Source organism: Streptomyces sp. NPDC059008, from assembly GCF_042749045.1.
Taxonomy (GTDB): Bacteria; Actinomycetota; Actinomycetes; order Streptomycetales; family Streptomycetaceae; genus Streptomyces.
This window is the reverse complement of the sequence record NZ_JBHYJC010000004.1, coordinates 236204-262163: the sequence shown is the minus strand read 5'-3', so window position 1 is coordinate 262163 and position 25960 is coordinate 236204. Positions and strand designations below refer to the sequence as shown.

Genomic DNA, 25960 nt, shown 5'->3' with positions numbered 1-25960 from the left:
GCGTCTTCGGGGCGGGCCGCGCGCCGCGGCGACGTGGCAGGGAAACCGGTCAGATGTGGCCGACGCCGGCGCCCGCCTCGGCGTTGGCGCCGCGCTTGGTGAAGATCGCGACGACGGCCGCGAGGACCGCTACCCCGCAGGCGACCGTGAAGGCCAGGCCCATGCCGGACACGAAGGTGTCATGGGCGGCGGAGGTGATCTTCTGGGCGAACTCCGGCGGGGTGCCCTTGGGGATCGGTGCGATACCGGCCGAGACGGCGTCGGACAGCTCGGACGCCTTGGCCGGCGGGACCGGCGGCAGACCGGCCGACTGCCAGTTGCCCGGCAGCTCGCTGTCCACGCGGGAGGCCATCACCGCGCCGAGCACGGCCGTACCGAGGCTGCCGCCGACCTGCATCGCGGCCTGCTGGAGACCGCCGGCGACACCGGAGAGCTCCAGCGGGGCGTTACCGACGATGACCTCGGTGGCGCCGACCATGACCGGGGCGAGGCCCAGGCCGAGCAGGGCGAACCACAGGGACATCGGGCCCGTGGTGCTGTCGGTGTCCAGCCCGGACATGCCGTACATCGCGACGGCGGTCAGGACCATGCCGCCGACCAGCGGGATGCGCGGGCCGAGCTTGGTGATCAGCGCGCCGGCGAGCGGCGAGCCGACGATCATCATGCCCGTGAGCGGGAGGAGGTGCAGGCCGCTGTCCACGGGGGTCATGCCGTGCACGTTCTGGAGGTAGAACGTCACGAAGAACAGGCCGCCCATGAAGGCGAAGGCCATCAGCACCATCAGGACCGTGCCGGCCGTCAGCGGCAGCGAGCGGAACATCCGCAGCGGGATGAGCGGTTCGCGCACCTTGGTCTCCAGGACGGCGAACAGCGCGAAGAGGACCACTGCGCCGATCAGGAAGCCCCAGGTCTTCATGTCGCCCCAGCCCCACTCCGTCGCCTTGATCAGCGGCCAGATGAGGCAGAACATCGCTCCGGAGAGCAGCACGATGCCGGGGATGTCGAACGAGCGCGGGGCGTTCTCGGCGCGGTGGTCCTTGAGGATCACCAGGCCCAGGACCAGGGCCAGCACACCGACCGGGACGTTGATGAAGAACACGGACTGCCAGTTGACGTGCTCGACCAGCAGTCCGCCGACTATCGGGCCGCCGGCGGTGGAGGCGCCGATGACCATGCCCCAGATGCCGATCGCCATGTTGAGTTTCTCGGCCGGGAAGGTGGCGCGCAGCAGTCCCAGCGCGGCGGGCATCAGCAGCGCGCCGAACAGCCCTTGCAGCACACGGAAGACGATGACGAGGGCGACCTCGTGGGAGAACCCGATGGCGCCGGAGGCCGCCGCGAAGCCGAGGATGCCGATCAGGAAGGTCTGGCGGTGGCCGAAGCGGTCACCGAGCTTGCCCGCCGTGATCAACGAGACGGCCAGGGCGAGCATGTAGCCGTTGGTGATCCACTGCACGTCGGCGAGCGAGGCGCCGAGGTCCTGCTTGATGGCCGGGTTGGCGATCGCGACGATCGTGCCGTCCAGGGCGACCATCATCACGCCGATGGCGACGGAGAAAAGAGTCAGCCACGGATGGCCTCGCAGCCCCTTGGGGGGCTCCGGTACGGGAAGTTCCGGCGCGGCGTCGGCGACCGGGGTCTGAGTACTCATACGACGACACTAATGTCAGCCACTGACAGTTGACAAAGCAATTCATGAGTCGGTAACTGTCATCTCCCTCACAGGTAATCTGAGCAGCGCGAACTCCACGGAAAGGCGGCGCAGGATGGCGACCCCGACGCCGCAGACGGCTCCCGTAGGCGGCCTGCGCGAACGCAAGAAGCAGCGCACCCGCGACGCGCTGATCCGCGCGGCCCTGGAGCTGTTCACAGAGCAGGGGTACGAGGCGACCACGATCGACGAGATCGCGGAGGCGGTGGACGTCTCCCAGCGCACGTACTTCCGGTACTTCGCCAACAAGGAAGACGTCGTCTTCGCCGTCCCGGAGATGGTCGAGGCCCGCTTCATCGAGGAGCTGGGCGCGCGGCCGGCGACGGAGGCCCCGCTGACCGCGCTGCGCAGCGCGGTGATGGCCGCCTGGGACGACATCGGCAGCGCCATCGAGTCGGTGATCCCGGTGGAGTTGCACATGCGCTCGTACCAGATGATCGAGTCGACGCCGGCGCTGGTCGCCGTGCACCTGCGACGCTCCTCCGAGCTGGAGGAGCAGATAGCGCGGCTGATCGCCCGGCGCGAGGGGCTGGACGTGGACACCGATCCGCGGCCGCGGGTGCTGGTCGCCGCGTTCAGCGGAGTGATGCGGGTGGCGGGCAAGGTCTGGGGCGAGGGCCAGGACTGCAGCGTGACGGCCATCCGTGAGCTGACCCAGTCCTACCTGGACCACATCGGGCCGGCGATCGACGACGACTGGCGGACGCGCCGCTGAGGGCGCCCCGGCCCGCCGCCCGCACCGGCAACCCTGGGTAACCACCGCCGGCCACCGCGCAACCCATTAATCTCCCCATGAGACCGCTCCTGCACGGCTGAGCACCGGATTTCGACAACTCGTGTCCGTTTTGGTCGAAATACCCAGCGTGAAACGTGAGATCACTCACGGCCGGACCAGCCGACCTGCCGCGTCTCCTAGGGTGGCTCGCGGTGAATTCCTTCCCGGGCCTCGGCCCCTCCTCCGGTTTCCTGCAGTCCACCGCCTGGCGCGCGGCACTCGCCTTGGTGGTGGTGTTCGTGATGCTTGCCATGACCGGCTGGACGGCCATCAGAGGAACCAAGGAGGACGCCAACCCGCTGGCCACCGCCAAGGCCGCCTGGAAGCACGCCACCTTCCTCGGGCGCCCGCTGCCCGACCCCAACGGCTCGCCGGCCGCGCTCCGGGCCTTCTTCGCCACCCTCGGCCGCGCCGAGCAGCAGCAGCTCGCCGCCCGCTTCCCCCTGGCCGTCGGCAACATGGGCGGCGCCCCCGTCGCCCTGCGCTACCACGCCAACCGGATGGCGATCGACGACGCCCGGGCGATCGAGAAGAAGCGCATGACCGACCACCGGCTCACGCCCGTCGGCCGCCAGGAAGCGGGCCGGCTGATGCACCGCCTCGAATCGCTGATGAGCCCCGGCCGGCAGATCCTGGCCTTCGACCCGGCCTACGGCGGCCGGGCCGCCGAGGTCTTCGGCAACCTCCCGCGCGCGGAGCGGGTCTCGGTCGTGGTGCCCGGTGTGGACACCAACCTCGCGACCTTCGAGCGCACCGCGCGGGCGACCAGCGCCCCCGTCGGCATGGCCCACGCCCTCTACCGCGCCGAGCGGGAAGCCGCCCCGGACACGCGTACCGCCGTGATCGCCTGGGCCGACTACACCTCGCCGTCCGGGCTGGGCGTCGAGGCCGCCACCGGGCAGCTCGCCGAAGCCGGCGCGGTCCGGCTGCGCGCCCTGGTGAAGTCGCTGCCGTCGGCCGACTCCGTCTCGCTGTTCTGCCACAGCTACGGCTCCGTGGTGTGCGGCGTCGCCGCCCGGGACCTGCCGGCCAACGTCGGGGACATCGCGGTGGCGGGCAGCCCCGGTATGCGGGCCGGCAGCCGCGCCGGCCTGGACACCCACGCCCGGGTCTGGGCGATGCGGGACTCCGACGACTGGATCCAGGACGTGCCGTACCTGGAGGTCGGCGGGCTCGGCCACGGCGCCGACCCGGTCGACCCGGCCTTCGGATCGCGGATCCTGTCGGCCGACGGCGCCGTCGGGCACGCCGGCTACTTCACGCCCGGCACCCGCAGCCTGCGCAACTTCGCGCTGGTCGGGGTCGGTGCGATCAACTCGGTGGACTGTGCCTCCGCCGATCCGCAGTGCAGCACGGATCTGGTCTGAGGGCCGGACCGCGCCACAGCCGGCGGCCGCAGGCAGGGCCCGGCGCCCGGGGACGGGCCCTGCCTGCGGGAACCGCCCCCGTGACGGGGGCGTCCACGGGACAAGAGACGAAGCCGGCGGTCGCGGGGCGTGACACGCCGACTGCGTCAGGTGTGCGGAAGGGGGACGGGCGGGCGACCGCCCGCATACGATGAGCCGCATGGGTGATGTGCTGGCCGGTTTTCACGCCGTCTGGGAGTTCGACACCGACTCCGTACTCATCCGCTTCGAACGGGGGATCCGCAGGCCGAAGCTGTTCCAGGCGCTCGGCGAGCGACGCATTCCGTACGAGGCGCTGAGCGCTGTCGAGGTGACCGAGGGAAGACGTGGCACGGTGGTGCTGCACGCCGTGCCCCGACACGGCGCCGATCCGCTGATGGAGGCGGCGGCCGGGCAGCTCAAAGAGGACGCCGATCCCTACCGTCTGGTGCTGCCGGCCGAGCGCGAGACGCTCGCCGAGTACTACGCCGACGAGCTGCGCACCGCGCTGAGCCCCGACGCGAAGGAGCCCGCCGACCGCCATCTGGTGACCGCGCCGGCGCCTCCGCTGCACTTCAAGGCGTACGACGGCAAGGCGTCCTTCGACGGCCGGTCGGTCGCCTTCCGCTGGTTTTGGACGGGGGCGTCGTCGGCGAAGTGGAAGCGCGGCGACCAGACCTTCCCGGTCGGCGAGCTGGCCGGTGTGGAGTGGCGCTCGCCGGAGATCTTCAACGGCCATCTGCGGCTGCTGGAGCGCGGGGCCCGCGACCCGGGAGCGGGCGAGGCGGACCAGGACCCGGCCGCCGTGGTGTTCGGCCTGGGGTACGGCCCCGTCCACGAGTCGCTGCCGTTCGCGGCCGCGGTGCTGCAGGCCGTACGCGCCGCCGACCCGGCGCAGGAGACGCCGGACGGCGAGCCGGTGCGCCGGCGGACCGGGGACGCGCGCCGGGATCCGGCGGACATCGCGGACCGGATACGCCACCTCGGCGAGCTGCACGACGCCGGGCTGCTGACGGACGACGAGTTCAGCACGAAGAAGGCCGAGCTGCTGGCGGAGCTGTGAGACAGGGCCGCCGGCCGGCTCCGGGCAGCACCCCGTGCCGGTGCCGGACACCGGACTCATACCGTGGTACGGGGTGCAGGCCCGCACCACGGTATGACGCCCCGGCAGCCACGTTCCGTTTACATTGACTCCGCGATGAACGGACGATCCCTGCCCCCGCCCCCCGAACCGGCCCGCGGCGCCGAGCGCGAGCCGCTCCGTACGAGGGCACTGCGCACCGCGCGGCAGGCGCTGCGCGTCCTCGCCACCGAACTCGGCAATCCCACGGAGCCCGGCGCTCCGCTCTTCGGCAACGTCCAGAGCGGCTGGCTGCGCGGCGTCCCCTACCTCGTGGCGTTCGCCTTCATGGCGTCGCTGCTGCCGTCGACCATCAATGTCCTCGGCAACGACTACGGCATGAACAGCGGCCTGGCCGGCGCGCTCGCCACCGCGCAGACGGTGCCGCTGCTGCTCGCGGTCAGCCGACCGCTGCAGGCCTGGTGGGTGATCTTCGCGGCGGACGTGGTGAGCGCCCTGGTCCTCGCCGTCGCCGACGGCGTCACCGGCCGCGCCTGGCCCTGGCCGCCGACGGCGATCGTCGGCTATCTCGTGCTGATGCTGGCGCTGTCGCTGCGCGAGCGCCGCCGCACCCTGATCGCCGTCTGGCTGACGACCGGGGCGGCGGGCGTCCTGCTGGAGCCAACCGCCCCCGACGGCAGCCAGAGCACCTGGGTGCTGTTGTTCGTACTCACCGGCGTGATGCTGCTGATGGGCGCCACACTGCGGGAACGGGGCGACGCCCAGCGGAAGTTGATCGAGCAGGAGACCATCAGCGAGGCCGAGCGCGCCCGCCGGACCCTGCTGGAGGAACGCACCCGTATCGCCCGTGAACTGCACGATGTCGTCGCCCACCACATGTCGGTGATCACGGTCCAGGCCGACAGCGCCCCGTACCGCATCGGCGGCATCCCCCAGGAGGCCCAGGAGGAGTTCGCCTCGATCGCGGCGACCGCCCGGGAGTCACTGGCGGAGATGCGGCGACTGCTCGGGGTGCTGCGCAGCGAGGAGACGGAGCGCCGGGGCGGCCCGGAGAAGGCTCCGCAGCCCGGTATCGGCATGCTGCCGAAGCTGGTCGAGGCGACCGTACGGGCCGGGGTGCCGGTCGAGTTGACGCTGCCCGACGAAGCGGTGGCGCCCGAACCGGCCGTGGACCTGTCGGCGTACCGCATCGTGCAGGAGGCGCTGGCCAATGTGGTGCGGCATGCCCCGGGCGCGCGGACCCGGGTGTCGGTGACGACCACCGCGGACGGCTCGCGGCTGACGCTGCTGGTCGTCAACTCCGCGCCGTCCGCGCCGTCCGAGCCGCTGGAGACCACCGGAACCGGCCACGGCCTGGTCGGTATGCGCGAGCGGGTGCGCCTGGTGGGCGGCTCGCTCGACACCGGTCCGCTGCCCGACGGCGGCTTCCGCGTCGCCGCTCAACTCCCGCTCTCCTCGCCGCCGCCCCCCTCGACCACCGCCCTCCCCACGAAGGATGCCGACTCCGTATGACCACCCGCGTGATCATCGTCGACGACCAGGCCATGGTGCGCGCGGGGTTCGCCGCGCTGCTCGCGGCGCAGAGCGACATCGACGTGGTGGGCGACGCGCCGGACGGGGCGCAGGGGGTGGAGCTGAGCCGCCGGACGCACCCCGATGTGGTGCTGATGGACGTCCGGATGCCGGAGATGGACGGACTGGAGGCGGCCCGCCGGCTGCTCGATCCGCCCATCGGCGTCACCCACCGTCCCAAGGTGCTGATGCTGACCACCTTCGACGTCGACGACTACGTCTACGAAGCGCTGCGCGCGGGTGCCTCGGGGTTCCTGCTCAAGGACGCCCCGCCGGCCGATCTGATCTCCGCGGTCCGGGTCGTGGCGGCCGGTGAGGCGCTGCTGGCACCGTCCGTGACCCGGCGGCTGATCGCCGACTTCGCCCGGCGGCCGGCGCCCCGCAAGGACCGCTCCTCGCTCCGGCTGAACGGCCTGACCCCGCGGGAGACGGAGGTGCTGGAGCTGATCGCCCGGGGGCTGTCGAACCAGGAGATCGCCGATGCGCTGATCCTCGCCGAGCAGACCGTGAAGACCCATATCGGCCGGGTGCTCGCCAAGTTGGAGCTGCGGGACCGGGCACAGGCCGTGATCTTCGCGTACGAGTCGGGACTGGTGGCCCCCGGGGACCGGTAACAGCGCCCTCCTCCCCGAGGACGAGGGGCGGCCCGCACCCCCTACTCCGGTATCACCCGGGAGTTGGCGCCCCGGTGTGACGCCGCGTCACCCACCCGCTTCCTACGTTTCCCTCCGCCACACCAACGGGAGAGGGAGACACCACCATGTCCGTGCTGCGCACCGCCGTTCGACGCAGCAGGCGCGCGCTCATCGGCGCCGCGCTCGCGGTCGCCGTGGCCGCCGGCACCGGCGGCTGGGCGGCCGGTACCGCACAGACCGCCGTCACCGGCCCCGCGCCCGGCGCCGCCGCCTGGCGCGCCGACCACACCCTCGGCGTCCGGCTGCCGGACCCGGCGAGCGCGCAACCGGCCGAGATCGCCCGCTTCTTCGCCTCGCTGACCGGTACCCAGCAGCACGCTCTGGCCGCCCGGCACCCGCTCACCGTGGGCAACCTCGACGGTGCGCCCCTCGCCCTGCGGTACAAGGCCAACTCCCTCGCCCTGAAGGCGGAACGCAGCCGCCAGCTGGCCCGCAGCACCGACCCGGCCGGCACCCTGGAGGACCACCGGCAGGCCCGGAAGGCGGCCGACCGCTGCGCCGCGCTGCTCGCGCCCGGCCGCCGGATCCTCGCCTTCGACCCGCGCGGCCGCGGCCAAGTGGCCGAGGTGCACGGTGACTTGACGCATGCCGAACGCACCGCGGTGATCGTGCCGGGCTCGGACATCGACCTGGCCTCGTTCGACCGCGCGCGGGACCCGTACGGCACGCCCACCGGGATGGCCGGGTCGCTGCGGGCGCAGCTGGCCACCGACGCGCCCACCACACGTACCGCGGTCATCGCCTGGGTCGGGTACACCACCCCGGTCGGCCTCGGTCCGGACGCCGCCACCGGGCGGCTCGCCGAGGCCGGTGCGCCGCGGCTGGCCCGCTTCCTGTCCGGGCTGGCGGCCGTCGAGGCCCCGGCACCGACCGTGCTGTGCCACAGCTACGGCTCGGTGGTCTGCGGGCTGGCGGCACCGCTGCCGGGCCGCGGCCCGATAGCCGACCTGATCGTGTTCGGCTCCCCCGGTATGCGCCAGGACAGCGTGGCGGAACTGCACGGCCCGGCCCGGGTGTGGGCGGCGCGGGACGCCTCGGACTGGATCGGCGACGTCCCGCACGTGCAGCTGCTGGGCCTGGGGCACGGCACGGACCCCACCGACCCCGCGTTCGGCGCCCGCCGCGTCTCCGCCGAACGGGCCGAGGGCCACACCGGCTACCTCGCGCCCGGTACCGACTCCCTGCAGAGCTTCGCGGCCATCGTGCTGGGCCGCTACGGCGACGTGCGCTGACGCCGCGCCCGCCCCTCGGCCCCTTCACCGCTGCTCACCTCACCGGTTCACGGACTCAAGGACGCCTCATGGACACCGCATTCCCGGCAGCCCTCGGCGGCGCGGCCCGCAAGGCCGTCCGCGCGATCGAGGAACGCACCCCGGCGGACCGCGACCGGGCGATCGACGGTCTGCGCGCGCTGGCGCTGCTCGCCGTACCCGTCGGCCACTGGCTGCTCGGCGGGTTCACCCTCGACGCCGACGGCGCGCTGCACAACGCCAGTCCGCTGACCTCCTTCGGCTTTCTCGCGCCCGCCAGTTGGGTGCTGCAGATGCTCGGCATCTTCTTCCTGGTCGGCGGCTACGCCTCGGTGCTGTCCTTCCGGCGCGCCACGGCGCGGGGCGGGTCCGCCGGCGGCTGGCTGCGCGGCCGGCTGGTCCGGCTGGGCCGCCCGGTCCTGGGTGTGACGGCCATGTGGGCGACGCTGGCGCCGCTGCTGCACGGCCTGGGCGTGCCGGAGGCGACGCTGCGGACCGGGGCGACGCTGGTGATCCAGCCGCTGTGGTTCGTCGGCGTCTACGCGGTGATCACCGCGCTGACGCCGTACTGCGTTCGCGCGGCACGGCGGACGGGCGCCTGGGCCGCGGCGCCGCTGGCGGCGGCCGTGGCGGCGGTGGACTTTCTGCGCTACGGGCCGGCCGCGCCGGACATGCCGTCCTGGCTGAGCCTGCTGAACCTGCTCCCCGGCTGGATGTTCGCCTACCAGCTCGGGGTCTGCTGGGGTGAGCGGCGGCTCGGCAGACGCGCCGCGTGGGCACTGCTGCTCGGCGGGACCGCGCTGTTTGCCGTACTGCTGCTGTGCTTCGACTACCCCGCGAGCATGGTCGGCGTCCCCGGTCAGGACCGCACGAACTCCCATCCGCCGTCGCTGCTGGTCCTGGCCCTGGCCGCGGCACAGTCGGGCGCCGCGATCCTGCTCCGCGACCGGCTCGCGCGGATCCTGCGCCGACCGGCGCTGTGGGCGCCGGTGGTGATCATCAACCTCTCCGCGATGACGATCCTGTGCTGGCATCAGACGGCGCTGCTGTCGGCGGCCGTGCCCGCGTCCTTCCTGGGCCCGGTACCGGGGCTGACCATCGCGCCCGACACGCTCGGCTGGCTCGTGGCCCGGGTCGCCTGGCTGCCGGTCTTCGCCGCGGCCCTGCTGCTGATCGCGCGGACGACCCGTCGCTTCGAGGCGCCCTGGACCGGCGTCACCCGGGCCCGGCGGGCGCTCGTGGGGGTCCTGGCCGCCGGGTTCGCGCTCTTCGCGCTGGGGGTGGCGTAGGGGCGGGGGGCGGGGTGGGTGAGTGGGGTGGGGGTCGTGGGGGTGGCCCGCAGGGGGTGGGCGAACACATCCCTTAGGGGATGCGAGCGCCCCCTGCGGGGCCACAACGCGGCGGGCGCGGAAGGTATTTCCGGCCGGGGCCGAGCGGAGAGTGATTCCGGCCGGGCCCCCTCGGGCAGCCCCTAGTCCCGCCCCGCCGACGTGAACGACATGTCCGCGTAGCGCGGCCCCGCCACCTCCGCGGCGATCGGCTCCAGCAGGGCCAGCTCCTGCTCGGTCAGCTGGATGCGGGTCGCGGCGGTGTTCTCCTCGACGCGGATGCGCTTGCGGGTGCCGGGGATCGGGACGACGGCCAGGCCCTGCGCCGCGGCCTGCTGCTGCACCCAGGCCAGCGCTATCTGGCCGAGCGTCGCGCCGCGAGCCTCGGCGATCTTGCGGATCGGCGCCAGCAGCGCGGCGTTGGCGGCCGCGTTGTCGCCGGTGAACCGCGGCTGGTGGCGGCGGAAGTCGTCCGCGCTCAGCTCCTTGTCGGCGCTGACGAACGCACCGGTCAGGAAGCCCCGGCCGAGCGGCGAGTAGGCGACCAGGCCGACGCCGAGCTCGGCGGCCGCCGGCACCACACCCTCCTCGATGTCCCGGCTGAACAGCGACCACTCGGACTGCAGCGCCGCGATCGGGTGCACGGCCTGGGCCGCGCGCAGCTCGGAGCCGGTGACCTCGCTCAGCCCGAGGTGCTTGACCTTGCCCTCGGCGACCAGCTCGGCCATCGCGCCGACCGTCTCCTCGATGGGGACCCGCACATCCCGCCGGTGCATGTAGTACAGGTCGATCTCGTCCACGCCCAGGCGCCGCAGGCTGCCCTCGACGGACTGGCGGATGTAGGCCCGGTCGTTGCGGATGATCCGCTTGGTCGGGTCGTCCGGGTCGAGCGATATCGCGAACTTGGTGGCGAGCACGATCTCGTCGCGGTGCGCCTGGACGAACGGGGCGATGAACTTCTCGTTCTCCCCCATGCCGTACATGTCGGCGGTGTCGTAGAGCGTCACGCCCAGCTCCAGCGCGCGCTCCAGCGTGGCCCGCGCCTCGTCGGCGTCGGTGGGTCCGTAGGCGAAGCTCATGCCCATGCAGCCGAGGCCCTGCACCCCGACCCGGGGACCGCCGGTGCCCAGCTCGACCGTTTCGATCTTCTTGCTGCTCATGGGGGCCTCAGAACCTCTCGGACGCCCGCCGGGCGTCGGCATAGATATCGATCTTGTAGTCGAGTACGTCCAGCGTGCTCTGCAGCTCCGCTATCCGCTGCCGCACGTCCTCGCGGTGCGCGGTCAGCAGGTGCTCCCGCTCGGCGAAGGTGGACTCGCCGGCCCGCACCAGCTCGGCGTAGCGGACCATGTCCGCGACCGGCATACCGGTCAGCCGCAGCTTGGTGACCAGGCTCAGCCAGTCCAGATCGCGGTTGGTGAAGCGGCGCTGCCCGGTGTGCGTGCGGTCCACGTGCGGCATCAGGCCGATCCGCTCGTACCAGCGCAGGGTGTGGGCGCTGAGCCCGGTGTGGTCGGCCACCTCGCTGATCGTGTACTGGTCCCGGCCGGCCGGGCGCGGGTGGGGTGGCGCGGTTCCGCAGTCCCGCACCTTCGTCGGCAGTCCGCCGGCCGCGCCGCTCGCGACCGGCTCGCTCTGCGTCACCGTCATGCCCCGTCTCCCCTGTTTCGCCGGATATCGCCCGGCTCTCTCGCCGGATCCCTCTCGACGTCCTCAACGCTAGAGACTTGGAGCGCACTCCAAGCAAGCGCCGATCACACCCAGACTTGACCGGAATTTGGGACCGTTAGGCTCGTGCGCATGCAGAGCCTCCGGATGATCGAGAACTGGCCGGTGCCCACCGCCGCGGCCGCCGTGGTACGAGCCGACGGGGTGGTGGCCGGCTCGTACGGGCCCCTGGAGCAGCGGTTCGCGCTCGCGTCGGTGACCAAGCTGCTGGCCGCGTACGCCGCGCTGCTGGCCATCGAGGAGGGCGCGATCGAGCTGGACGAACCGGCCGGGCCCGAGGGCTCCACGGTGCGCCATCTGCTCGCGCACACCTCGGGGCTGGCCTTCGACGAGCAGCGGGCGATGGCCGCACCGGGGACCCGCAGGATCTACTCCAACGCCGGTTTCGAGGCGCTGGGCGACCACATCGCCAAGGCCACCGACATCCCCTTCCCGCAGTATCTGCACGAGGCGGTGCTCGCACCGCTCGGCATGACCGCGACCGAGCTGGCCGGCTCGCCCGCCAAGGACGGCGTCTCCACGGTCGCCGACCTGATCCGCTTCGCGGCCGAGCTCCAGGCGCCGCGACTGCTCGCGCCCGAGACGCTCGCGGCGGCGACGCAGGTGGTCTTCCCCGGTCTGACGGGTGTACTGCCGGGCTACGGCCATCAGAAGCCCAACGACTGGGGGCTGGGCTTCGAGATCCGCGACGGCAAGTCGCCGCACTGGACCGGCGCGCTGTCCTCACCCCGCACATTCGGGCACTTCGGGCAGTCCGGAACGTTCCTGTGGGTGGACCCCGACGCGCGGGCCGCCTGTGTGGCGCTGAGCGACCGGGCCTTCGGCCCGTGGGCCGTCGAGGTCTGGCCGAAGCTGACCGACGCGGTGCTGACCGAGCTGGCCCGGCCGGCCTGACGCCCCTCGCGTCACCGGGTGCGGGCACCGGGCGCCCGGTGCCCGCACACCCGCCTCACCCGTAACGGGGCTCCGCCGTCATCTCCCACACCAGGCACTCCGACGCGGCCAGCCCCGTCAGCTCCAGACCGGCCCCGTCGGTGATCCGGGCCGCGTCGCCCGCCCCAAGCTCCTGCCCGCCGAGGCGTACGGCACCCCGCACGACGTGCACATACGCCCGTGCGGCATCCGGGACCGCGGTGCGCTCACCGTCGGCCGGCCGACGCAGGTGCAGCAGGGCGCCGGCCCGCGGGACCGCGTACGGAGTGCCGTCGGCGATGCCGCGCACCACCTCGTACGACGGCTCCCCGCCGAATTCGGTCGGCGCCAGCCACATCTGGACGAAGCGCAGCGGCCGGCCGGACGTGTTGCGCTCCACATGCCGTACGCCGCCCGCCGAGCTGAGCCGCTGGAGATCGCCCGGGCGTACGGTGGTCTCGTGGCCGGCCGAGTCGCGGTGAGTCAGCTCACCCTCGATCACCCAGGTCACGATCTCGGTGTCGCTGTGCGGATGCTCGTCGAAGCCCGCGCCGGCCGCCAACCGCTCCTCGTTGCAGGCGATCAGCGCGCCGAAGCGCAGATTGTCCGGGTCGAAGTGGGGCCCGAACGAGAACGCGTGCAGCGACTCGATCCCGGCGTCCGGATCGCCGCCCCGATAGCGTTCCGCGCCCCTGCGCACCTCAATCATCGGCCCACCGTAGCCCCCGCCCCCTCACCTCCCCGCCCCGATAGTGCAGGCTTGTCCCGTGTCTGAACCCGCATCGCGCGACGCGCACCCGCACTCCGCGACCCTCCGGCGCCTGGAGAACTCGTCCGGCAAACTGGCCGCCGCGGCCATCGCACGCATGGACGCCACGCTGCCGTGGTACCGCGCGATGCCCCCGGAGAACCGCTCCTGGATCGGCCTGGTCGCCCAGGCCGGCATCGCCGCCTTCACCGAATGGTTCCGGCATCCGGAAACCCCGCAGGCGATCAGCACCGATGTCTTCGGTACCGCGCCGCGCGAGCTGACCCGGGCGATCACGCTGCGCCAGACCGTGGAGATGGTCCGCACGACCATCGAGGTCATGGAGGCGGCCATCGACGAGGTCGCGGCCCCGGGGGACGAGTCGGTGCTGCGTGAGGCGCTGCTGGTCTACGCCCGCGAGATCGCCTTCGCCACCGCCCAGGTGTACGCCCAGGCGGCCGAGGCGCGCGGCGCGTGGGACGCCCGCCTGGAGTCGCTGGTGGTCAACGCGGTGCTGTCGGGGGAGGCCGACGAGGGCGCGGTCTCGCGGGCGGCGGCGCTGGGCTGGAACTCCCCCGAGCATGTGTGCGTGGTGCTGGGCACCGCCCCGGACGGGGACAGCGAACTGACCGTGGAGGCGATCCGGCGGGCGGCCCGGCACGCCAAGCTCCAGGTCCTCACCGGCGTGCTGGGCTCCCGCCTGGTGGTGATCGCGGGCGGCTCGGACAACCCGCTCAAGGCGGCGAAGGCGCTGATCGGTCCGTATGCGGCCGGTCCGGTGGTGGCCGGTCCGGTGGTCTCGGACCTGCTGGCCGCGACCCGGTCCGCGCAGGCCGCGGCCGCCGGGCTGCGGGCCTGCGCCGCCTGGCCGGACGCCCCGCGCCCGGTCCTGGCGGACGACCTGCTGCCGGAGCGCGCGATGGCCTCGGACCCGGTGGCGCGGGACCAGCTGGTGGAGGAGATCTACAGACCGCTGGAGGAGGCGGGGTCCGCGCTCCTGGAGACGCTGAGCGTCTATCTGGAGCAGGCGAGCAGCCTGGAGGGCGCCGCCCGTATGCTCTTCGTCCACCCCAACACCGTGCGCTATCGGCTCCGACGTGTGACGGACGTCACCGGCTGGTCGCCCTCCGATGTGCGCTCGGCGTTCACGCTCCGTATCGCGCTGATTCTGGGGCGTCTGGCTGACGGTGAGGCGCAACCCTAGACTTTTGTCGGAGACCAACAATTACCCCGATGGTTCTTCGTCCTTGTCCCCACGGGCGGGCGGAACCACCCACAAGAGAGAGTGTGAGGGTGCTCGTACTCGTCGCTCCCGGCCAAGGCGCTCAGACGCCCGGCTTCCTGACTCCCTGGCTCGACCTCCCCGGTGTCGAAGACCGGCTCCGTGAGTGGTCGGCTGCCATCGACCTGGACCTGGTCCACTACGGAACGAAGGCCGGCGAGGAGGAGATCCGCGACACCGCGGTGGCCCAGCCGCTGCTGGTGGCCTCCGCCCTGATCTCCGCCCGCCAGCTGTTCGCGACGGCCGACGACTTCGCCGCACAGGTCGGCGCGGCGGCCGGCCACAGCGTCGGTGAGCTCGCCGCCGCCGCGCTGACCGGCACGGTCTCCGACGCGGCCGCGATGACGCTGGTGCGCCGGCGCGGCCAGGCGATGGCCGAGGCCGCCGCCGTCACCGAGACCGGCATGGCCGCCCTGCTGGGCGGCGACGAGGCCGTCGTCATCCCGCATCTGGAGCAGCTGGGCCTGACCCCGGCGAACGTGAACGGCGCCGGCCAGATCGTCGCCGCGGGCACCGCCGAGCAGATCGCCGCACTGGTCGAGAACAAGCCGGAGGGCACTCGCCGGGTCGTACCGCTGAAGGTCGCCGGCGCGTTCCATACTCACCACATGGCACCTGCCGTCTCGGCCCTGGAATCGGCGACCTCCCAGCTCTCGGTCGCCGATCCGCACACGCGTTACGTCTCCAACAAGGACGGGCAGCTGGTCTCCTCCGGTCAGGAGCTGGTGCAGCGCCTGGTCGGCCAGGTGGCCAACCCCGTGCGCTGGGACCTGTGCATGGAGACCTTCAAGGAGCTCGGCGTCACCGCGCTCATCGAGGCCGCCCCCGGCGGTACGCTCACCGGTCTGGCCAAGCGTGCGCTGCCCGGAGTGCGGACCCTCGCCCTCAAGACGCCCGACGACCTCGACGCGGCCCGCACACTGATCGCCGAAGCGGGATCGGTCGTCTCCGCAGCAGGCTCTGCACCGGCCGAATAGGAGTCCGAAGCGCATGACCTCGAAGATCAAGCCCTCCAAGGGCGTCCCGTACGCGCGCATCATGGGTGTCGGCGGCTACCGCCCGACCCGTGTCGTGCCGAACGAGGAGATCCTCAAGCACATCGACTCGTCCGACGAGTGGATCCGTTCACGGTCCGGCATCGCCACCCGCCACTGGGCGGGCCCCGACGAGACCGTCGCGACCATGTCGATCGAGGCGTCCGGCAAGGCGATCGCCGACGCGGGCATCACGCCCGAGCAGATCGGCGCCGTGATCGTCTCCACCGTCTCGCACTTCAAGCAGACCCCGGCCATCGCGACCGAGATCGCGCACCGCATCGGCGCCGGCAAGCCGGCCGCCTTCGACATCTCGGCGGGCTGCGCGGGCTTCGGTTACGCGCTGACCCTGGCCAAGGGTCTGGTGACCGAGGGCAGCGCGGAGCACGTCCTGGTCATCGGCGTCGAGCGGCTGTCGGACCTGACCGACCTGGAGGACCGCGCGACGGCCTTCCTCTTCGGCGACGGCGCCGGCGCGGTGATCGTCGGCCCGGCCAAGGAGCCGGCGATCGGCCCGACGGTCTGGGGTTCGGAGGGCGACAAGTCCGAGACCATCAAGCAGACCCTCGGCTGGGACGTCTACCGCTCCACCCCGCTCCCCGGGGGCGACGGGCCCGAAGCGCGCCCCGCCCTGGAGGAGATCCGGTACCCCGCCATCACCCAGGAGGGCCAAGCGGTCTTCCGGTGGGCGGTGTTCGAGATGGCGAAGGTCGCCCAGCAGGCGCTGGAGGCGGCCGGAGTCAGCCCGGACGACCTGGACGTCTTCATCCCGCACCAGGCCAACATGCGGATCATCGACTCGATGGTGAAGACTCTGAAGCTGCCGGAGAGCGTGACGGTCGCCCGCGACGTGGAGACCACCGGCAACACCTCGGCAGCCTCCATTCCGCTCGCCATGGAGCGGCTGTTGGCGACCGGGCAGGCCAAGAGCGGCGACACCGCGCTGGTCATCGGCTTCGGGGCGGGTCTCGTCTACGCCGCGACGGTCGTTACCCTCCCCTAGGCAAGATCTGCGCAGCACCGCACGTCCTCGGACGTGTCGGCCGCCGCACGGACCTTCACCACAAGTAACGCAGTTTCCCCTTAAAATGACCGAAGGAGCGCCATCATGGCCGCCACTCAGGAAGAGATCGTCAAGGGTCTCGCCGAGATCGTCAACGAGATCGCCGGCATCCCGACCGAGGACGTCCAGGTGGACAAGTCCTTCACCGACGACCTGGACGTCGACTCGCTGTCCATGGTCGAGGTGGTCGTCGCCGCCGAAGAGCGCTTCGACGTGAAGATCCCCGACGACGACGTCAAGAACCTCAAGACGGTCGGCGACGCGACCGACTACATCCTCAAGCACCAGAGCTGATCCAGCTCCCGCGCATGTCGCCACCTGGCGGTGGCGCCGTCGATTCAGACCCCTCTACCCGTGGAGTAAGAATTCCCGTGAACGCGACCAATCGCACCGTGGTCGTCACCGGTATCGGCGCAACCACACCGCTGGGTGGCGACAGCGCTTCGACGTGGGAGGCACTGCTCGCCGGACGCTCCGGTGTCAGCACCCTCGACCAGGACTGGGCCGCCGACATGCCCGTCCGCATCGCCGCGCAGGCGGCCGTCGACCCGTCGGAGGTCCTCCCCCGGGCGCAGGCCCGCAAGCTGGACCGCTCGGCGCAGTTCGCCCTGATCGCCGCCCGCGAGGCCTGGGCCGACGCCGGTTTCACCGCCAAGGCCGGTGAACCCGACCAGGCGGCCGGCGAGGCGGGCTCGGTCAACCCCGACCGGCTCGGCACCGTCATCGCCTCCGGCATCGGCGGTGTGACCACCCTGCTCGGCCAGTACGACGTGCTCAAGGAGAAGGGCGTACGCCGCGTCTCCCCGCACACGGTGCCGATGCTGATGCCCAACGGCCCGTCCGCCAACGTCGGCCTGGACGTGAACGCCCGCGCGGGTGTGCACACCCCGGTCAGCGCCTGTGCGTCCGGCTCCGAGGCGATCGGCTACGCCATCGAGATGATCCGTACGGGCCGCGCCGACATCGTCGTCGCGGGCGGTACGGAGGCGGCCATCCACCCGCTGCCGATCGCCGCGTTCGGCAACATGATGGCGATGTCGAAGTCGAACGACGACCCGCAGGGCGCCTCGCGTCCCTTCGACACCGCCCGCAACGGCTTCGTCATGGGTGAGGGCGCCGGCGTCATCGTCCTGGAGTCCGCCGAGCACGCCGCCAAGCGCGGCGCCAAGGTCTACGCCGAGGCGGTCGGCCAGGGCATCTCCGCCGACAGCCACGACATCGTGCAGCCCGAGCCGTCCGGCAACGGCATCGCGCACGCGCTGCAGAACCTCCTCGACAACACCGACCTCGACCCGGCGGAGATCATGCACGTCAACGCGCATGCCACCTCCACGCCGCAGGGCGACCTGGCCGAACTGAAGGCGCTGCGCAAGGTCTTCGGCGACGACACCGACCACATGGCGGTCTCCGCCACGAAGTCGATGACCGGTCACCTCCTGGGCGGTGCCGGCGGTATCGAGACGGTCGCCTCGATCCTGGCGCTGTACCACCGGACGGCTCCGCCGACGATCAACGTCGAGGAGCTCGACCCGGAGGCCGACGCGGACGTCGTCCGCGGCGAGGCCCGCAAGCTGCCCGCCGAGGGCCGGATCGCGGCCCTGAACGACTCGTTCGGCTTCGGCGGCCACAACGTCGTGCTCGCCTTCCGCACGGTCTGACGCGGACGACACCTCGCACCTGAGCCAAGGGCCCGCCCGGTGAACCACACCGGGCGGGCCCTTGGCGCGTCCTCAGGCCCGGTCCCCTCCCGGCCCCTGGGGCAGGTCCCGGCCTTCGAAGCTCGCGAAGTACGCGGCCGCGGCGTCCTCGTCGCCGTGGCCCTGCTCCTCGGCCCGGCGAAAGCGCTCGGCGGCCGCCGCCGCCAGGTCCATCCGTACGCCGGCGTCCCGGGCCGCCCCGGTGATGAGCCGGGCATCCTTGCGGGCCGCGGACACCGTGAAGCTCGCAGGGTAGTTCCCGGACAGGATCAGCTCGGATTTCAGCCGCAGATACGGCACATCGAGCGCCCCGCCGGCGACCACGGCGAGGAAGTCGCGCGGGTCGGCCCCGAGCCCCTCGGCGAGCGCGAGAGCCTCCCCCGTGCCGTTGACGAGGGTCAGCACCCAGCTGTTGACGACGAGCTTGAGGCGGCTGGCGGCCCCGCTCGCGGCGTCCTCGCCGACCCAGTGGGTGGCGCTCCCGACGATGTCGAAGACCTGCCCGGCGCGCTCGCGCAGGTCCTGCGGGCCGGCCGCCAGGATCGCCAACTCGCCTTTCTCCGCTGGCGCCTTGGTACCCAGGACCGGGCAGTCGACGAAGCGCAGCCGGTGCTCGCCGGCGAACCGGGCGAGCGGGGCGACCCCTTGGAGGCCCACCGTGCTCGTCTGGAGCCACACCGCACCGGCCCCGAGCGCCGGTGCCGCCTGCCGCAGCGCGTCGAGGACGGCGTCCCCGTCGCGCAGCATGGTCACGACCACCTCGGCGCCGTCCACGGCGTCGGCGGGGGTGTCCGCGATCCGGACCCCGTCGGCGGCCAGCGGCTCGGCCTTGGCGCGGGTGCGGTTCCAGGCGCGGACCTCCAGTCCGGCCCTGGCGAGGTTGCGGGCCATCGCCGTGCCCATGATTCCGGTGCCGAGCACCGCCACTGAGGGGGTGTCGGAAGAGTTGCTGTCGGTCATGGCGGCACGCTAGAGGCTGGAGCGGGCTCCAAGGCAAGGGCGGGCGCCATGCGGCCGCGCCGATGCCCACGGCCGCGGCGTGTCGGGGGAGTACCGAGCGGGCGTCAGACGACCGGGGGCAGGCAGCGCACCAGCGCCTCAGTCCTCAGACGACCCCGGGGCAGGCAACGCACCGGCGCCGCACTCCTCATACGACCCCCTGGGCAGGCAGCGCACCAGCGCTCACTCCTCAGACGACCCGGGGCAGGCAACGCACCGGCGCCGCACTCCTCATACGACCTGGTGCAGCCAGCGCACGGGGGCGCCCTCGCCCGCGTACCGGAACGGCTCCAGTTCGTCGTCCCAGGGCTTGCCGAGGAGTTTGGCCACCTCGGCGGCCAGTTCGGTCTCACCGCGCGCGGAGCGGGCGACCGCGGCGCGCAGCCGGTCCTCGGGGATCAGGATGTCGCCGTGGATGCCCGTGACGGCGTGGAAGATGCCCAGGTCGGGGGTGGAGCTGTAGCGCTCGCCCTCGGCGGTGGAGCAGGGTTCCGCGGTCACCTCGAAGCGCAGCAGATGCCAGCCGCGCAGCGCGGAGGCCAGTTTGGAGGCCGTACCGACCTCGCCCTGCCAGGAGAACTCGGCTCTCCACGTGCCCGGAGACGCCGGCTGGCGGATCCAGTCGAGGTTGACGCGCACACCGAGGACGCCCGCCACTGCCCATTCGACGTGCGGGCACAGCGCGCGCGGAGCGGAGTGGACGTACAGAACTCCACGTGTCGTCACCGGGACCTCCAGTGCGGTTCGAGGTTCGCCTTCCCCAGCGGCCTCGTGCCCGTTCCGGTTGCGGCCGGGACAGTTGCCATTCTGCCCCAGTGATCACTTCGGCACCAGCATGCGAGGTGACCTACAGTAAACACCATTGGACTGAATTTGCCGCAAAAGGGACAGGAAATGACGTGATGTAATTTGTCTGTGCCGACTGCACTTGCCACTTTGGGTCACCGCCCGGCAGGCACGGGGCAAAGCTACCGCGCAGTGCCAGGCGAAAGGGTGACGTACCGTCGGTACCCGAAGAGATATCACTCGCACGCCGGAGGGGACAGGGGATGACGCAGATCGATCGGCCCTTTCGCCCCCGGCGCAGCCGCCTGGGCCTGAGAATCTCACGCACCGTAGCCGCCGCTGGCACCCTGTTGATCACCCTGGCCGCCTGTAGTGCCGGCGGCGGCTCCGCCCCGCACTCCGGCGCATCGGGCAATCAGCGGGCCAAGCAGGCGCCCACCTGGCGGACCGACCCCGCCTCGCTGGCGGCGCTCGGCGACTCGATCACCGTCGGCTTCGACGCCTGCACGGTGCTCTCCGACTGCCCCGAGGTCTCCTGGGCCACCGGCACCGACCCCAAGGTCGACAGCCTGGCCCGGCGGCTGGGCGCCCACCCCACCACCCACAGCTGGAACTTCGCGAAGACCGGCGCGCTGATGAGCGATCTGCCCGACCAGGTCGCCGCGGCCGTCCGGCGCAAGCCCGAACTGGTCACGGTCCTGATCGGCGCGAACGACGCCTGCCGCCGCAGCGTGGGCGCGATGACCCCGGAGGCGGCCTTCCGGGCCGACTTCACGCGGTCCCTGGCGTCCCTGCGGCGCGCCCTGCCGCGCACCCAGGTGTACGTCGCGGCGGTGCCGGATCTGCTGCGACTGTGGTCCGAGGGCCGTAAGAACCCACTCGGCAAGGAAGTGTGGAAGCTGGGGATCTGCGGGTCGATGCTGCGCGACCCGGACGATCTGACGAAGTCGGCACAGGACCGGCGGGCGAAGGTCCGGGCGCGGGTGGTCGCGTACAACTCGGCGCTGGCGGAGGTGTGCGGCAAGGATCCGCTGTGCCGGTTCGACGGCTCGGTCTTCGACTACCGCTTCACCGACCGGGAGTTGAGCACCTGGGACTGGTTCCATCCGGGCGCCCGCGGGCAGCGGGAACTCGCGGAGCTGGCGTTCCGGGTGATCACCCGCAGGCAGTCGTAGCCCGGGACGGACACGCCCCGGACCCGCCACGGTAGCCGTCCGCGGTCCCCGGAGGGCGCCGGACGGCCCGCCGGGCATAGGCTCGCGGCCATGAACACGCAGGTCGGCAGGGAACCCTTCGGCACGCTGGGCGACGGCACCCGGGTCGACCGCTGGACCCTTCAGACCGGCTCCGGGGCGGACGCACTGCGGGTGGGGGTGCTGACGTACGGCGGGATCGTCCAGAGCGTCGAGGCCCCGGACCGGGACCGGACGACGGCGCAGCTGGCGCTCGGTTTCGCCGATCTCGATTCGTACGTCGCGCACGGCGGGTCGTACTTTGGGGCGCTGGTCGGGCGGTACGCCAACCGGATCGCCGGGGCGCGGTTCGCGCTCGACGGCAGGACGTACCCGCTGACGGCGAACGACGGGCGCAACAGCCTGCACGGCGGGCCGGGGAACTTCTCCCGGGTGGTGTGGGACGCCCGGGAGGTCGACGGCGGGGTGGAGCTGCACCGGGTCAGCCCGGACGGCGAGGAGGGTTTCCCCGGCACCCTGGACGTGCGCGTGACGTACACCCTCTCCCCGGGGCGGGACGGCTCGGCGCTGCGGATCGCCTACCGCGCGCGGACCGACGCTCCGACGGTCGTCAGCTTCACCAACCACACCTATCTCAATCTGGGCGGCGACGGCAGCGGCAGCGCCACCGGGCACGAGCTGCGGCTGGCGGCGTCGCGGTACACGCCCGTCGACGGCACCGGCATTCCGCTGCCGGGCGCGCCCGTCGAGGTCGCCGGCACCCGCTTCGACTTCCGTGCGGCACGGGCGGTGGACGGCGCCTACGACCACAACTTCGCGCTCGACGGCGGGGTGAGCGAGCAGCCGCGCAAGGTCGCCGAGCTGTACGACCCGCGCTCCGGCCGGGCACTGGAGCTGGCCACCACCGAGCCCGGCCTGCAGCTCTACACCGCCGGCCACCTCGACGGCACCCTGACCGGCACCTCAGGGGTCCCCTACGGCCCGGCGGCCGGTCTCGCCCTGGAGACCCAGCACTTCCCGGACTCCCCCAACCGCCCGGACTTCCCCAGCACGGTCCTGCGTCCCGGCGCGGGCTACCGCTCGGAGACCGTGTACGGGTTCTCGGTCCGGCCACGCCGGGCCGGCACGGGGGCCGCCTGAGGGCGGAGGTCCCCTAGGGGGGTGTCATACCGTGCGGTGACGGCAAGGTCATACCGTACGGCGACGACCGAGGGGTGGCGAAGGCCGAAGATGGGCTGTGATCGGTTCCGATCCGCTCCGACCGTCGCCTGACCCGGGAGAACTCGTCACCATGGCCCGCCTCCGCGTTCCTCATCTCGTCCTGTCCTGTGCGGCGTTGACCGCGCTGGTGACCGGCTGCTCGCTGTCGGGTTTCGGCCCGACGAAGGAGGCGGAGCGCACGTACTCGGTCGACGGCAAGGTCACCGCGCTGTCGGCGACCACGCACGGCGGGGACATCGAGGTGGTGCCGGTCGCCGCCGGAGGGTCGGTCAAGGTGCGCGAGAGATACCGCTACAACGACCGCAAGCCGACGCCCGAGCACAAGGTCAAGGACGGCCGGCTGACGCTGAAGGCCGAGGACTGCGGCATGGGGCGCAAGTGCGAGGTGGACTACCGCGTGCTGCTGCCGCGTGACGCCTCGATAGATCTGCACACCAGCGGCGGCGACATCACCATCCGGGGGGCCGCCGGCCGGATCACCGCGGAGACCAGCGGCGGTGACATCACCGTCACGGACTCCACCTCCCGTTCGACGGAGGTGAAGACCAGCGGCGGTGATGTGGACGTCGCGCTGGACGCGGCGCCCGACGAGGTCTCGGGGCGGACCAGCGGCGGCAATGTGACCATCCGTCTGCCGAAGGGCACCTACGCGGTGGACGCCACGACCAGCGGCGGCACCAGCAAGGTCTCCGTGCCGACGGACCCGAAGTCCGGGCACAAGGTGACGGCGCGGACGAGCGGCGGGAACGTGTCGGTGAGGACATCGTGACCGGGGCGATGAAGGCGGCGGTCTCATGACCGGGTGGCGGGGGCGCCCCTGGAGGGAAGCGCCCCCGGACGCGCCCGGGTCAGCCCACGGTGACCTCCGCGGTCAGCCTGCGGTCGGCGACGCTGTGCGCCGCCTCGACGGTGTAGACGCCCGTGATCCGGCGCCAGCCGCGGTCCTTCTCCTCCCAGACCGCGAAGGCGCGGTCCGGCAGCGGGATCTCGGCCTCGGCGCTCTCGCCGGGAGCGGCCTCGACGACGGCGAAACCCGCCAGCCAGCGGGCCGGGCGCTCCGGTGCATCCGGGGCGGTGTCCGCGGGCGGCGCCAGGTAGATCTGGACGACCTCGCGGCCGGGCCGGTCGCCCGCGTTACGGACCCGGACCCGCACCGAGTCCGGCGTGGTGTCCAGCGACTCGTACTCCCAGTCGGTGTAGCCCAGACCGTGGCCGAAGGGGTACGCGGGGGCCACCGCGGACCGCTGCCAGGCGCGGTAGCCGATGAAGACGCCCTCGGAGTAGTCGAGTCGGCCTTCGGTCGGGGTGACGGTGGTGACCGGGGCGTCGTCGAGCCGGGCCGGCCAGGTGGTGGGCAGCCGCCCGCCCGGCTCGTGCGCGCCGAGCAGGACGTCCGCCAGCGCGGCACCGGCCTCCTGGCCGGGGAACCAACTCAGCAGCACCGCGGGCACCTCCGCGCGCCACGGCAGCTCCACCGGCGAGCCGGAGTTGACGACCACGACGGTGTGCGGGTTGACGGCGGCGACCCGGGTGACCAGCTCGTCCTGGCGGCCGGGCAACCGCAGGTCGCCGCGGTCGAAGCCCTCGGACTCGACCTCCTCGGTGGTGGCGACGACCACGACCGCGACATCGGCGGCCGCCGCGACGCGGACCGCCTCCTCGATCTCCGCGCCGGGGTCGCGCTGCGGCTCGCTGTGACCGAGGGAGAAGTACAGCGCGTCGATGCCCTCGCCCGGGCCGAGCCGCAGCGGGACGAAACGCAGGGTGATCTCGACCCGCTCCCCCGCCGTCAGCTCCGCCGTCACCCGCCGCTCGACGGGGTGCATGAGCGTCTCGAAGGGGTCGCTGCCCTCCGGCGCGCAGCGGTCGTCGAAGAGGACCGAGCCGCCGACGGTCAGCCGCAGCTCGCCGCTGCCGGCGACGGCGAAGGTGTGGCTGCCGGTGAGCCGCGGGGTGAAGCTCCCGGTCAGTTCGACGGCGTCGAGGTTGTGCCGGGTGACACCCGCCGGGAAGCTGCCCGTGGCGCGCACCCGACCGTCGAACTGCGGAGTCTCGGCCAGCAGTCGGCCGTCCGCGGCGAGGTAGCGGGCGCGCAGGGTGAAGCCGTCGCGGGCGTGCGGGAGGCGGGTGCGCGGATCGGCACCGGTCGCGAAGGCGACCTCGACGTGGTCGGGCAGCGCGGCCCGCAGTCCCTCCAGCGGAGAGACCACGGTCTCGGGGAAGACCGTGGCCGAGCCGCCGCCGAGCACCCGCGCCTCGCGCGCGCCGGCGCCGACGACGGCGACGCTCCGGACCGCCGCGGGGTCGATCGGCAGCGCCCGCCGCGCGCCGCCGACGGGCTCGTTGCGCAGCAGGACCAAGCCCCGCCGGGCGACCTCACGGGCCACCGCCCGGCCGTCGATCCCCCGCGGGACACCGGCCGGGTCGACGGCGGCCGGCACCCCGTCGAGGCACCCCGTGCGCGCGGCGAGCAGCAGCACCCTGCGCACCGCGTCGTCGACTTCCGACTCCGCGACCTGCCCCGCGCGGACGGCCTCGGCGAGCGGGGCGCCGTAGACCGTACGGGGGCCCGGCATCGCCACGTCCAGCCCGCCGCGCAGTGCGCGCACGGTGTCGCGGGCCGCCGTCCAGTCGGAGACGTTGACGCCGTCGAAGCCCCATTCGCCGCGCAGCACCTCGTGGACGAGCGAGCGGTGCTCGGTCATCGTCGAGCCGTTGACCTGGTTGTAGGCGGTCATGATGCCCCAGGGGCGGGCCTCTTCGACGATGTGCTCGAAGGGCGCCAGATACAGCTCGCGCAGCGGCCGGGGAGCGATGCGGTTGTCGACGGTGAGCCGGTCGGTCTCGGCGTCGTTGCCGACGAAGTGCTTGACCGTCGTGCCGACGCCGCCCTCCTGCACACCGCGCACATATCCGGCGCCGATCGCGCCGGTGAGCAGCGGGTCCTCCGAATAGCACTCGAAGTGGCGGCCGCCCAGCGGTGAGCGGTGCAGGTTGACGGTCGGGGCCAGCAGGACGTGCACACCCTTGCGGCGGGCTTCCTGGGCGAGGAGGTGACCGGCCCGGCGGGCCAGGCCGGGGTCCCAGGTGGCGGCCAGCGCCGTGGGGCCGGGCAGCGCGATGGAGGGGTCCTCGGCGCTCCACTGCGAGCCCCGTACCCCGATCGGGCCGTCCGACATCACCAGCGAGCGGAGCCCGATCCCGGGCACGGCCGGCAGCGTCCACATGTCCTGGCCGGACAGCAGCCGGGTCTTGGTGTCGAGGTCGAGTGCGGCGAGGGCCCGCTCGACGGCCGCGGCGTGAGCGCCGGCGCGGTCGTCGCCCGGAGCCCGGTCGTCGTCCAGGGCCCGGTCGCGGTCCGGAGCCGGGTCGCGGTCCGGGGCCCGGTCGCGGATCGGATGCCGGTCGCGGATCGGATGCCGGTCGTCGTCGTGGGCGGGGTCGAGGGGCTGGTCGTCGGTCATGCGGCTCTCCCGTGCTCCCTGAATGGATCTACGGCC

General features: G+C 72.6%; 23 protein-coding genes. 16 read left to right on the top strand and 7 right to left on the bottom strand.

Annotated features, from left to right (window positions below):
- Window positions 1-49 precede the first annotated feature (49 nt).
- Window positions 50-1651, bottom strand: coding sequence for an MFS transporter (locus tag ACFWZH_RS08950; protein ID WP_384427219.1), 1602 nt, complete (start codon window positions 1649-1651; stop codon window positions 50-52).
- Between the two features lie 115 nt (window positions 1652-1766).
- On the opposite strand from ACFWZH_RS08950, the gene ACFWZH_RS08945 reads away from it, so the two are divergent.
- From ACFWZH_RS08945 to ACFWZH_RS08915, 7 genes are all read left to right on the top strand, one after another.
- On the top strand, window positions 1767-2426 hold the full coding sequence (locus ACFWZH_RS08945; RefSeq protein ID WP_384427217.1) for a TetR/AcrR family transcriptional regulator: 660 nt from the start codon (window positions 1767-1769) through the stop codon (window positions 2424-2426).
- A gap of 212 nt (window positions 2427-2638) precedes the next feature.
- Window positions 2639-3853, top strand: coding sequence for an alpha/beta hydrolase (locus tag ACFWZH_RS08940; protein ID WP_384427215.1), 1215 nt, complete (start codon window positions 2639-2641; stop codon window positions 3851-3853).
- Window positions 3854-4052: 199 nt separating this feature from the next.
- The gene (locus ACFWZH_RS08935; RefSeq protein WP_384427213.1) at window positions 4053-4934 is read left to right on the top strand and encodes a DUF4429 domain-containing protein; all 882 of its coding nucleotides are present in this window, start codon (window positions 4053-4055) and stop codon (window positions 4932-4934) included.
- Between the two features lie 135 nt (window positions 4935-5069).
- On the top strand, window positions 5070-6464 hold the full coding sequence (locus ACFWZH_RS08930; protein ID WP_384427211.1) for a sensor histidine kinase: 1395 nt from the start codon (window positions 5070-5072) through the stop codon (window positions 6462-6464).
- The gene (locus tag ACFWZH_RS08925) at window positions 6461-7138 is read left to right on the top strand and encodes a response regulator (protein WP_384427209.1); all 678 of its coding nucleotides are present in this window, start codon (window positions 6461-6463) and stop codon (window positions 7136-7138) included. Before ACFWZH_RS08930 ends, ACFWZH_RS08925 begins: the two co-directional genes overlap by 4 nt.
- Window positions 7139-7284: 146 nt before the next feature.
- Entirely contained in the window at window positions 7285-8451 is a 1167-nt protein-coding gene (locus ACFWZH_RS08920) for an alpha/beta hydrolase (protein ID WP_384427207.1), read from the top strand.
- 68 nt (window positions 8452-8519) lie between these two features.
- The gene (locus ACFWZH_RS08915; RefSeq protein ID WP_384427205.1) at window positions 8520-9758 is read left to right on the top strand and encodes an acyltransferase; all 1239 of its coding nucleotides are present in this window, start codon (window positions 8520-8522) and stop codon (window positions 9756-9758) included.
- 182 nt (window positions 9759-9940) lie between these two features.
- On the opposite strand, the gene ACFWZH_RS08910 is transcribed toward ACFWZH_RS08915, so the two are convergent.
- The gene (locus ACFWZH_RS08910) at window positions 9941-10957 is read right to left on the bottom strand and encodes an aldo/keto reductase (protein ID WP_384427203.1); all 1017 of its coding nucleotides are present in this window, start codon (window positions 10955-10957) and stop codon (window positions 9941-9943) included.
- A gap of 7 nt (window positions 10958-10964) precedes the next feature.
- Entirely contained in the window at window positions 10965-11447 is a 483-nt protein-coding gene (locus ACFWZH_RS08905) for a MerR family transcriptional regulator (RefSeq protein WP_384427201.1), read from the bottom strand.
- 150 nt (window positions 11448-11597) lie between these two features.
- Between ACFWZH_RS08905 and ACFWZH_RS08900 the strand changes: the two genes are divergently transcribed.
- Complete coding sequence (locus ACFWZH_RS08900; protein ID WP_384427199.1) at window positions 11598-12419, top strand: serine hydrolase domain-containing protein; 822 nt, start codon at window positions 11598-11600, stop codon at window positions 12417-12419.
- Window positions 12420-12474: 55 nt separating this feature from the next.
- On the opposite strand, the gene ACFWZH_RS08895 is transcribed toward ACFWZH_RS08900, so the two are convergent.
- On the bottom strand, window positions 12475-13146 hold the full coding sequence (locus tag ACFWZH_RS08895; protein ID WP_384427197.1) for a pirin family protein: 672 nt from the start codon (window positions 13144-13146) through the stop codon (window positions 12475-12477).
- A gap of 58 nt (window positions 13147-13204) precedes the next feature.
- On the opposite strand from ACFWZH_RS08895, the gene ACFWZH_RS08890 reads away from it, so the two are divergent.
- The 5 genes from ACFWZH_RS08890 (at window position 13205) to ACFWZH_RS08870 (ending at window position 18222) form a co-directional block, all read left to right on the top strand.
- Window positions 13205-14389 (top strand): PucR family transcriptional regulator, encoded by a 1185-nt coding sequence (locus ACFWZH_RS08890; protein ID WP_384427195.1) that lies wholly within the window; start codon window positions 13205-13207, stop codon window positions 14387-14389.
- Between the two features lie 89 nt (window positions 14390-14478).
- Window positions 14479-15444: an ACP S-malonyltransferase gene (locus ACFWZH_RS08885; RefSeq protein WP_384427194.1), complete on the top strand. Its 966-nt coding sequence runs from the start codon at window positions 14479-14481 to the stop codon at window positions 15442-15444.
- A 13-nt stretch (window positions 15445-15457) separates the two neighbouring features.
- Window positions 15458-16504 (top strand): ketoacyl-ACP synthase III, encoded by a 1047-nt coding sequence (locus ACFWZH_RS08880; protein WP_384427192.1) that lies wholly within the window; start codon window positions 15458-15460, stop codon window positions 16502-16504.
- A 105-nt stretch (window positions 16505-16609) separates the two neighbouring features.
- Window positions 16610-16858, top strand: coding sequence for an acyl carrier protein (locus ACFWZH_RS08875; protein ID WP_016572342.1), 249 nt, complete (start codon window positions 16610-16612; stop codon window positions 16856-16858).
- Between the two features lie 77 nt (window positions 16859-16935).
- The gene (locus ACFWZH_RS08870; protein ID WP_384427190.1) at window positions 16936-18222 is read left to right on the top strand and encodes a beta-ketoacyl-[acyl-carrier-protein] synthase family protein; all 1287 of its coding nucleotides are present in this window, start codon (window positions 16936-16938) and stop codon (window positions 18220-18222) included.
- Window positions 18223-18294: 72 nt separating this feature from the next.
- Here ACFWZH_RS08870 and ACFWZH_RS08865 read toward each other — a convergent pair whose 3' ends face one another.
- Entirely contained in the window at window positions 18295-19221 is a 927-nt protein-coding gene (locus ACFWZH_RS08865) for an NAD(P)-dependent oxidoreductase (protein ID WP_384427189.1), read from the bottom strand.
- Window positions 19222-19491: 270 nt separating this feature from the next.
- Entirely contained in the window at window positions 19492-19986 is a 495-nt protein-coding gene (locus ACFWZH_RS08860) for a DUF3145 domain-containing protein (RefSeq protein WP_384427187.1), read from the bottom strand.
- 323 nt (window positions 19987-20309) lie between these two features.
- Between ACFWZH_RS08860 and ACFWZH_RS08855 the strand changes: the two genes are divergently transcribed.
- The 3 genes from ACFWZH_RS08855 to ACFWZH_RS08845 all read left to right on the top strand — a co-directional run bounded on the left by ACFWZH_RS08855 (window position 20310) and on the right by ACFWZH_RS08845 (window position 23229).
- Window positions 20310-21221 carry an SGNH/GDSL hydrolase family protein gene (locus ACFWZH_RS08855; RefSeq protein ID WP_384427185.1) on the top strand — a complete coding sequence of 304 codons (912 nt, stop codon included), beginning with the start codon at window positions 20310-20312 and terminating at the stop codon, window positions 21219-21221.
- A 90-nt stretch (window positions 21222-21311) separates the two neighbouring features.
- Entirely contained in the window at window positions 21312-22379 is a 1068-nt protein-coding gene (locus tag ACFWZH_RS08850; RefSeq protein ID WP_384427183.1) for an aldose epimerase family protein, read from the top strand.
- A 151-nt stretch (window positions 22380-22530) separates the two neighbouring features.
- Entirely contained in the window at window positions 22531-23229 is a 699-nt protein-coding gene (locus ACFWZH_RS08845) for a DUF4097 family beta strand repeat-containing protein (RefSeq protein ID WP_384427181.1), read from the top strand.
- Between the two features lie 79 nt (window positions 23230-23308).
- On the opposite strand, the gene ACFWZH_RS08840 is transcribed toward ACFWZH_RS08845, so the two are convergent.
- Complete coding sequence (locus ACFWZH_RS08840) at window positions 23309-25924, bottom strand: beta-glucosidase (protein ID WP_384427179.1); 2616 nt, start codon at window positions 25922-25924, stop codon at window positions 23309-23311.
- Window positions 25925-25960: the final 36 nt, after the last annotated feature.

Bases quoted from the DNA above. Each gene is read 5' to 3' on its own strand.
- ACFWZH_RS08950 (WP_384427219.1), bottom strand. From the start codon at position 1,651: ATGAGTACTCAGACCCCGGTCGCCGACGCCGCGCCGGAACTTCCCGTA.
- ACFWZH_RS08945 (WP_384427217.1), top strand. From the start codon at position 1,767: ATGGCGACCCCGACGCCGCAGACGGCTCCCGTAGGCGGCCTGCGCGAA.
- ACFWZH_RS08935 (WP_384427213.1), top strand. From the start codon at position 4,053: ATGGGTGATGTGCTGGCCGGTTTTCACGCCGTCTGGGAGTTCGACACC.
- ACFWZH_RS08930 (WP_384427211.1), top strand. From the start codon at position 5,070: ATGAACGGACGATCCCTGCCCCCGCCCCCCGAACCGGCCCGCGGCGCC.
- ACFWZH_RS08925 (WP_384427209.1), top strand. From the start codon at position 6,461: ATGACCACCCGCGTGATCATCGTCGACGACCAGGCCATGGTGCGCGCG.
- ACFWZH_RS08920 (WP_384427207.1), top strand. From the start codon at position 7,285: ATGTCCGTGCTGCGCACCGCCGTTCGACGCAGCAGGCGCGCGCTCATC.
- ACFWZH_RS08915 (WP_384427205.1), top strand. From the start codon at position 8,520: ATGGACACCGCATTCCCGGCAGCCCTCGGCGGCGCGGCCCGCAAGGCC.
- ACFWZH_RS08910 (WP_384427203.1), bottom strand. From the start codon at position 10,957: ATGAGCAGCAAGAAGATCGAAACGGTCGAGCTGGGCACCGGCGGTCCC.
- ACFWZH_RS08905 (WP_384427201.1), bottom strand. From the start codon at position 11,447: ATGACGGTGACGCAGAGCGAGCCGGTCGCGAGCGGCGCGGCCGGCGGA.
- ACFWZH_RS08900 (WP_384427199.1), top strand. From the start codon at position 11,598: ATGCAGAGCCTCCGGATGATCGAGAACTGGCCGGTGCCCACCGCCGCG.
- ACFWZH_RS08895 (WP_384427197.1), bottom strand. From the start codon at position 13,146: ATGATTGAGGTGCGCAGGGGCGCGGAACGCTATCGGGGCGGCGATCCG.
- ACFWZH_RS08880 (WP_384427192.1), top strand. From the start codon at position 15,458: ATGACCTCGAAGATCAAGCCCTCCAAGGGCGTCCCGTACGCGCGCATC.
- ACFWZH_RS08875 (WP_016572342.1), top strand. From the start codon at position 16,610: ATGGCCGCCACTCAGGAAGAGATCGTCAAGGGTCTCGCCGAGATCGTC.
- ACFWZH_RS08865 (WP_384427189.1), bottom strand. From the start codon at position 19,221: ATGACCGACAGCAACTCTTCCGACACCCCCTCAGTGGCGGTGCTCGGC.
- ACFWZH_RS08855 (WP_384427185.1), top strand. From the start codon at position 20,310: ATGACGCAGATCGATCGGCCCTTTCGCCCCCGGCGCAGCCGCCTGGGC.
- ACFWZH_RS08850 (WP_384427183.1), top strand. From the start codon at position 21,312: ATGAACACGCAGGTCGGCAGGGAACCCTTCGGCACGCTGGGCGACGGC.
- ACFWZH_RS08845 (WP_384427181.1), top strand. From the start codon at position 22,531: ATGGCCCGCCTCCGCGTTCCTCATCTCGTCCTGTCCTGTGCGGCGTTG.
- ACFWZH_RS08840 (WP_384427179.1), bottom strand. From the start codon at position 25,924: ATGACCGACGACCAGCCCCTCGACCCCGCCCACGACGACGACCGGCAT.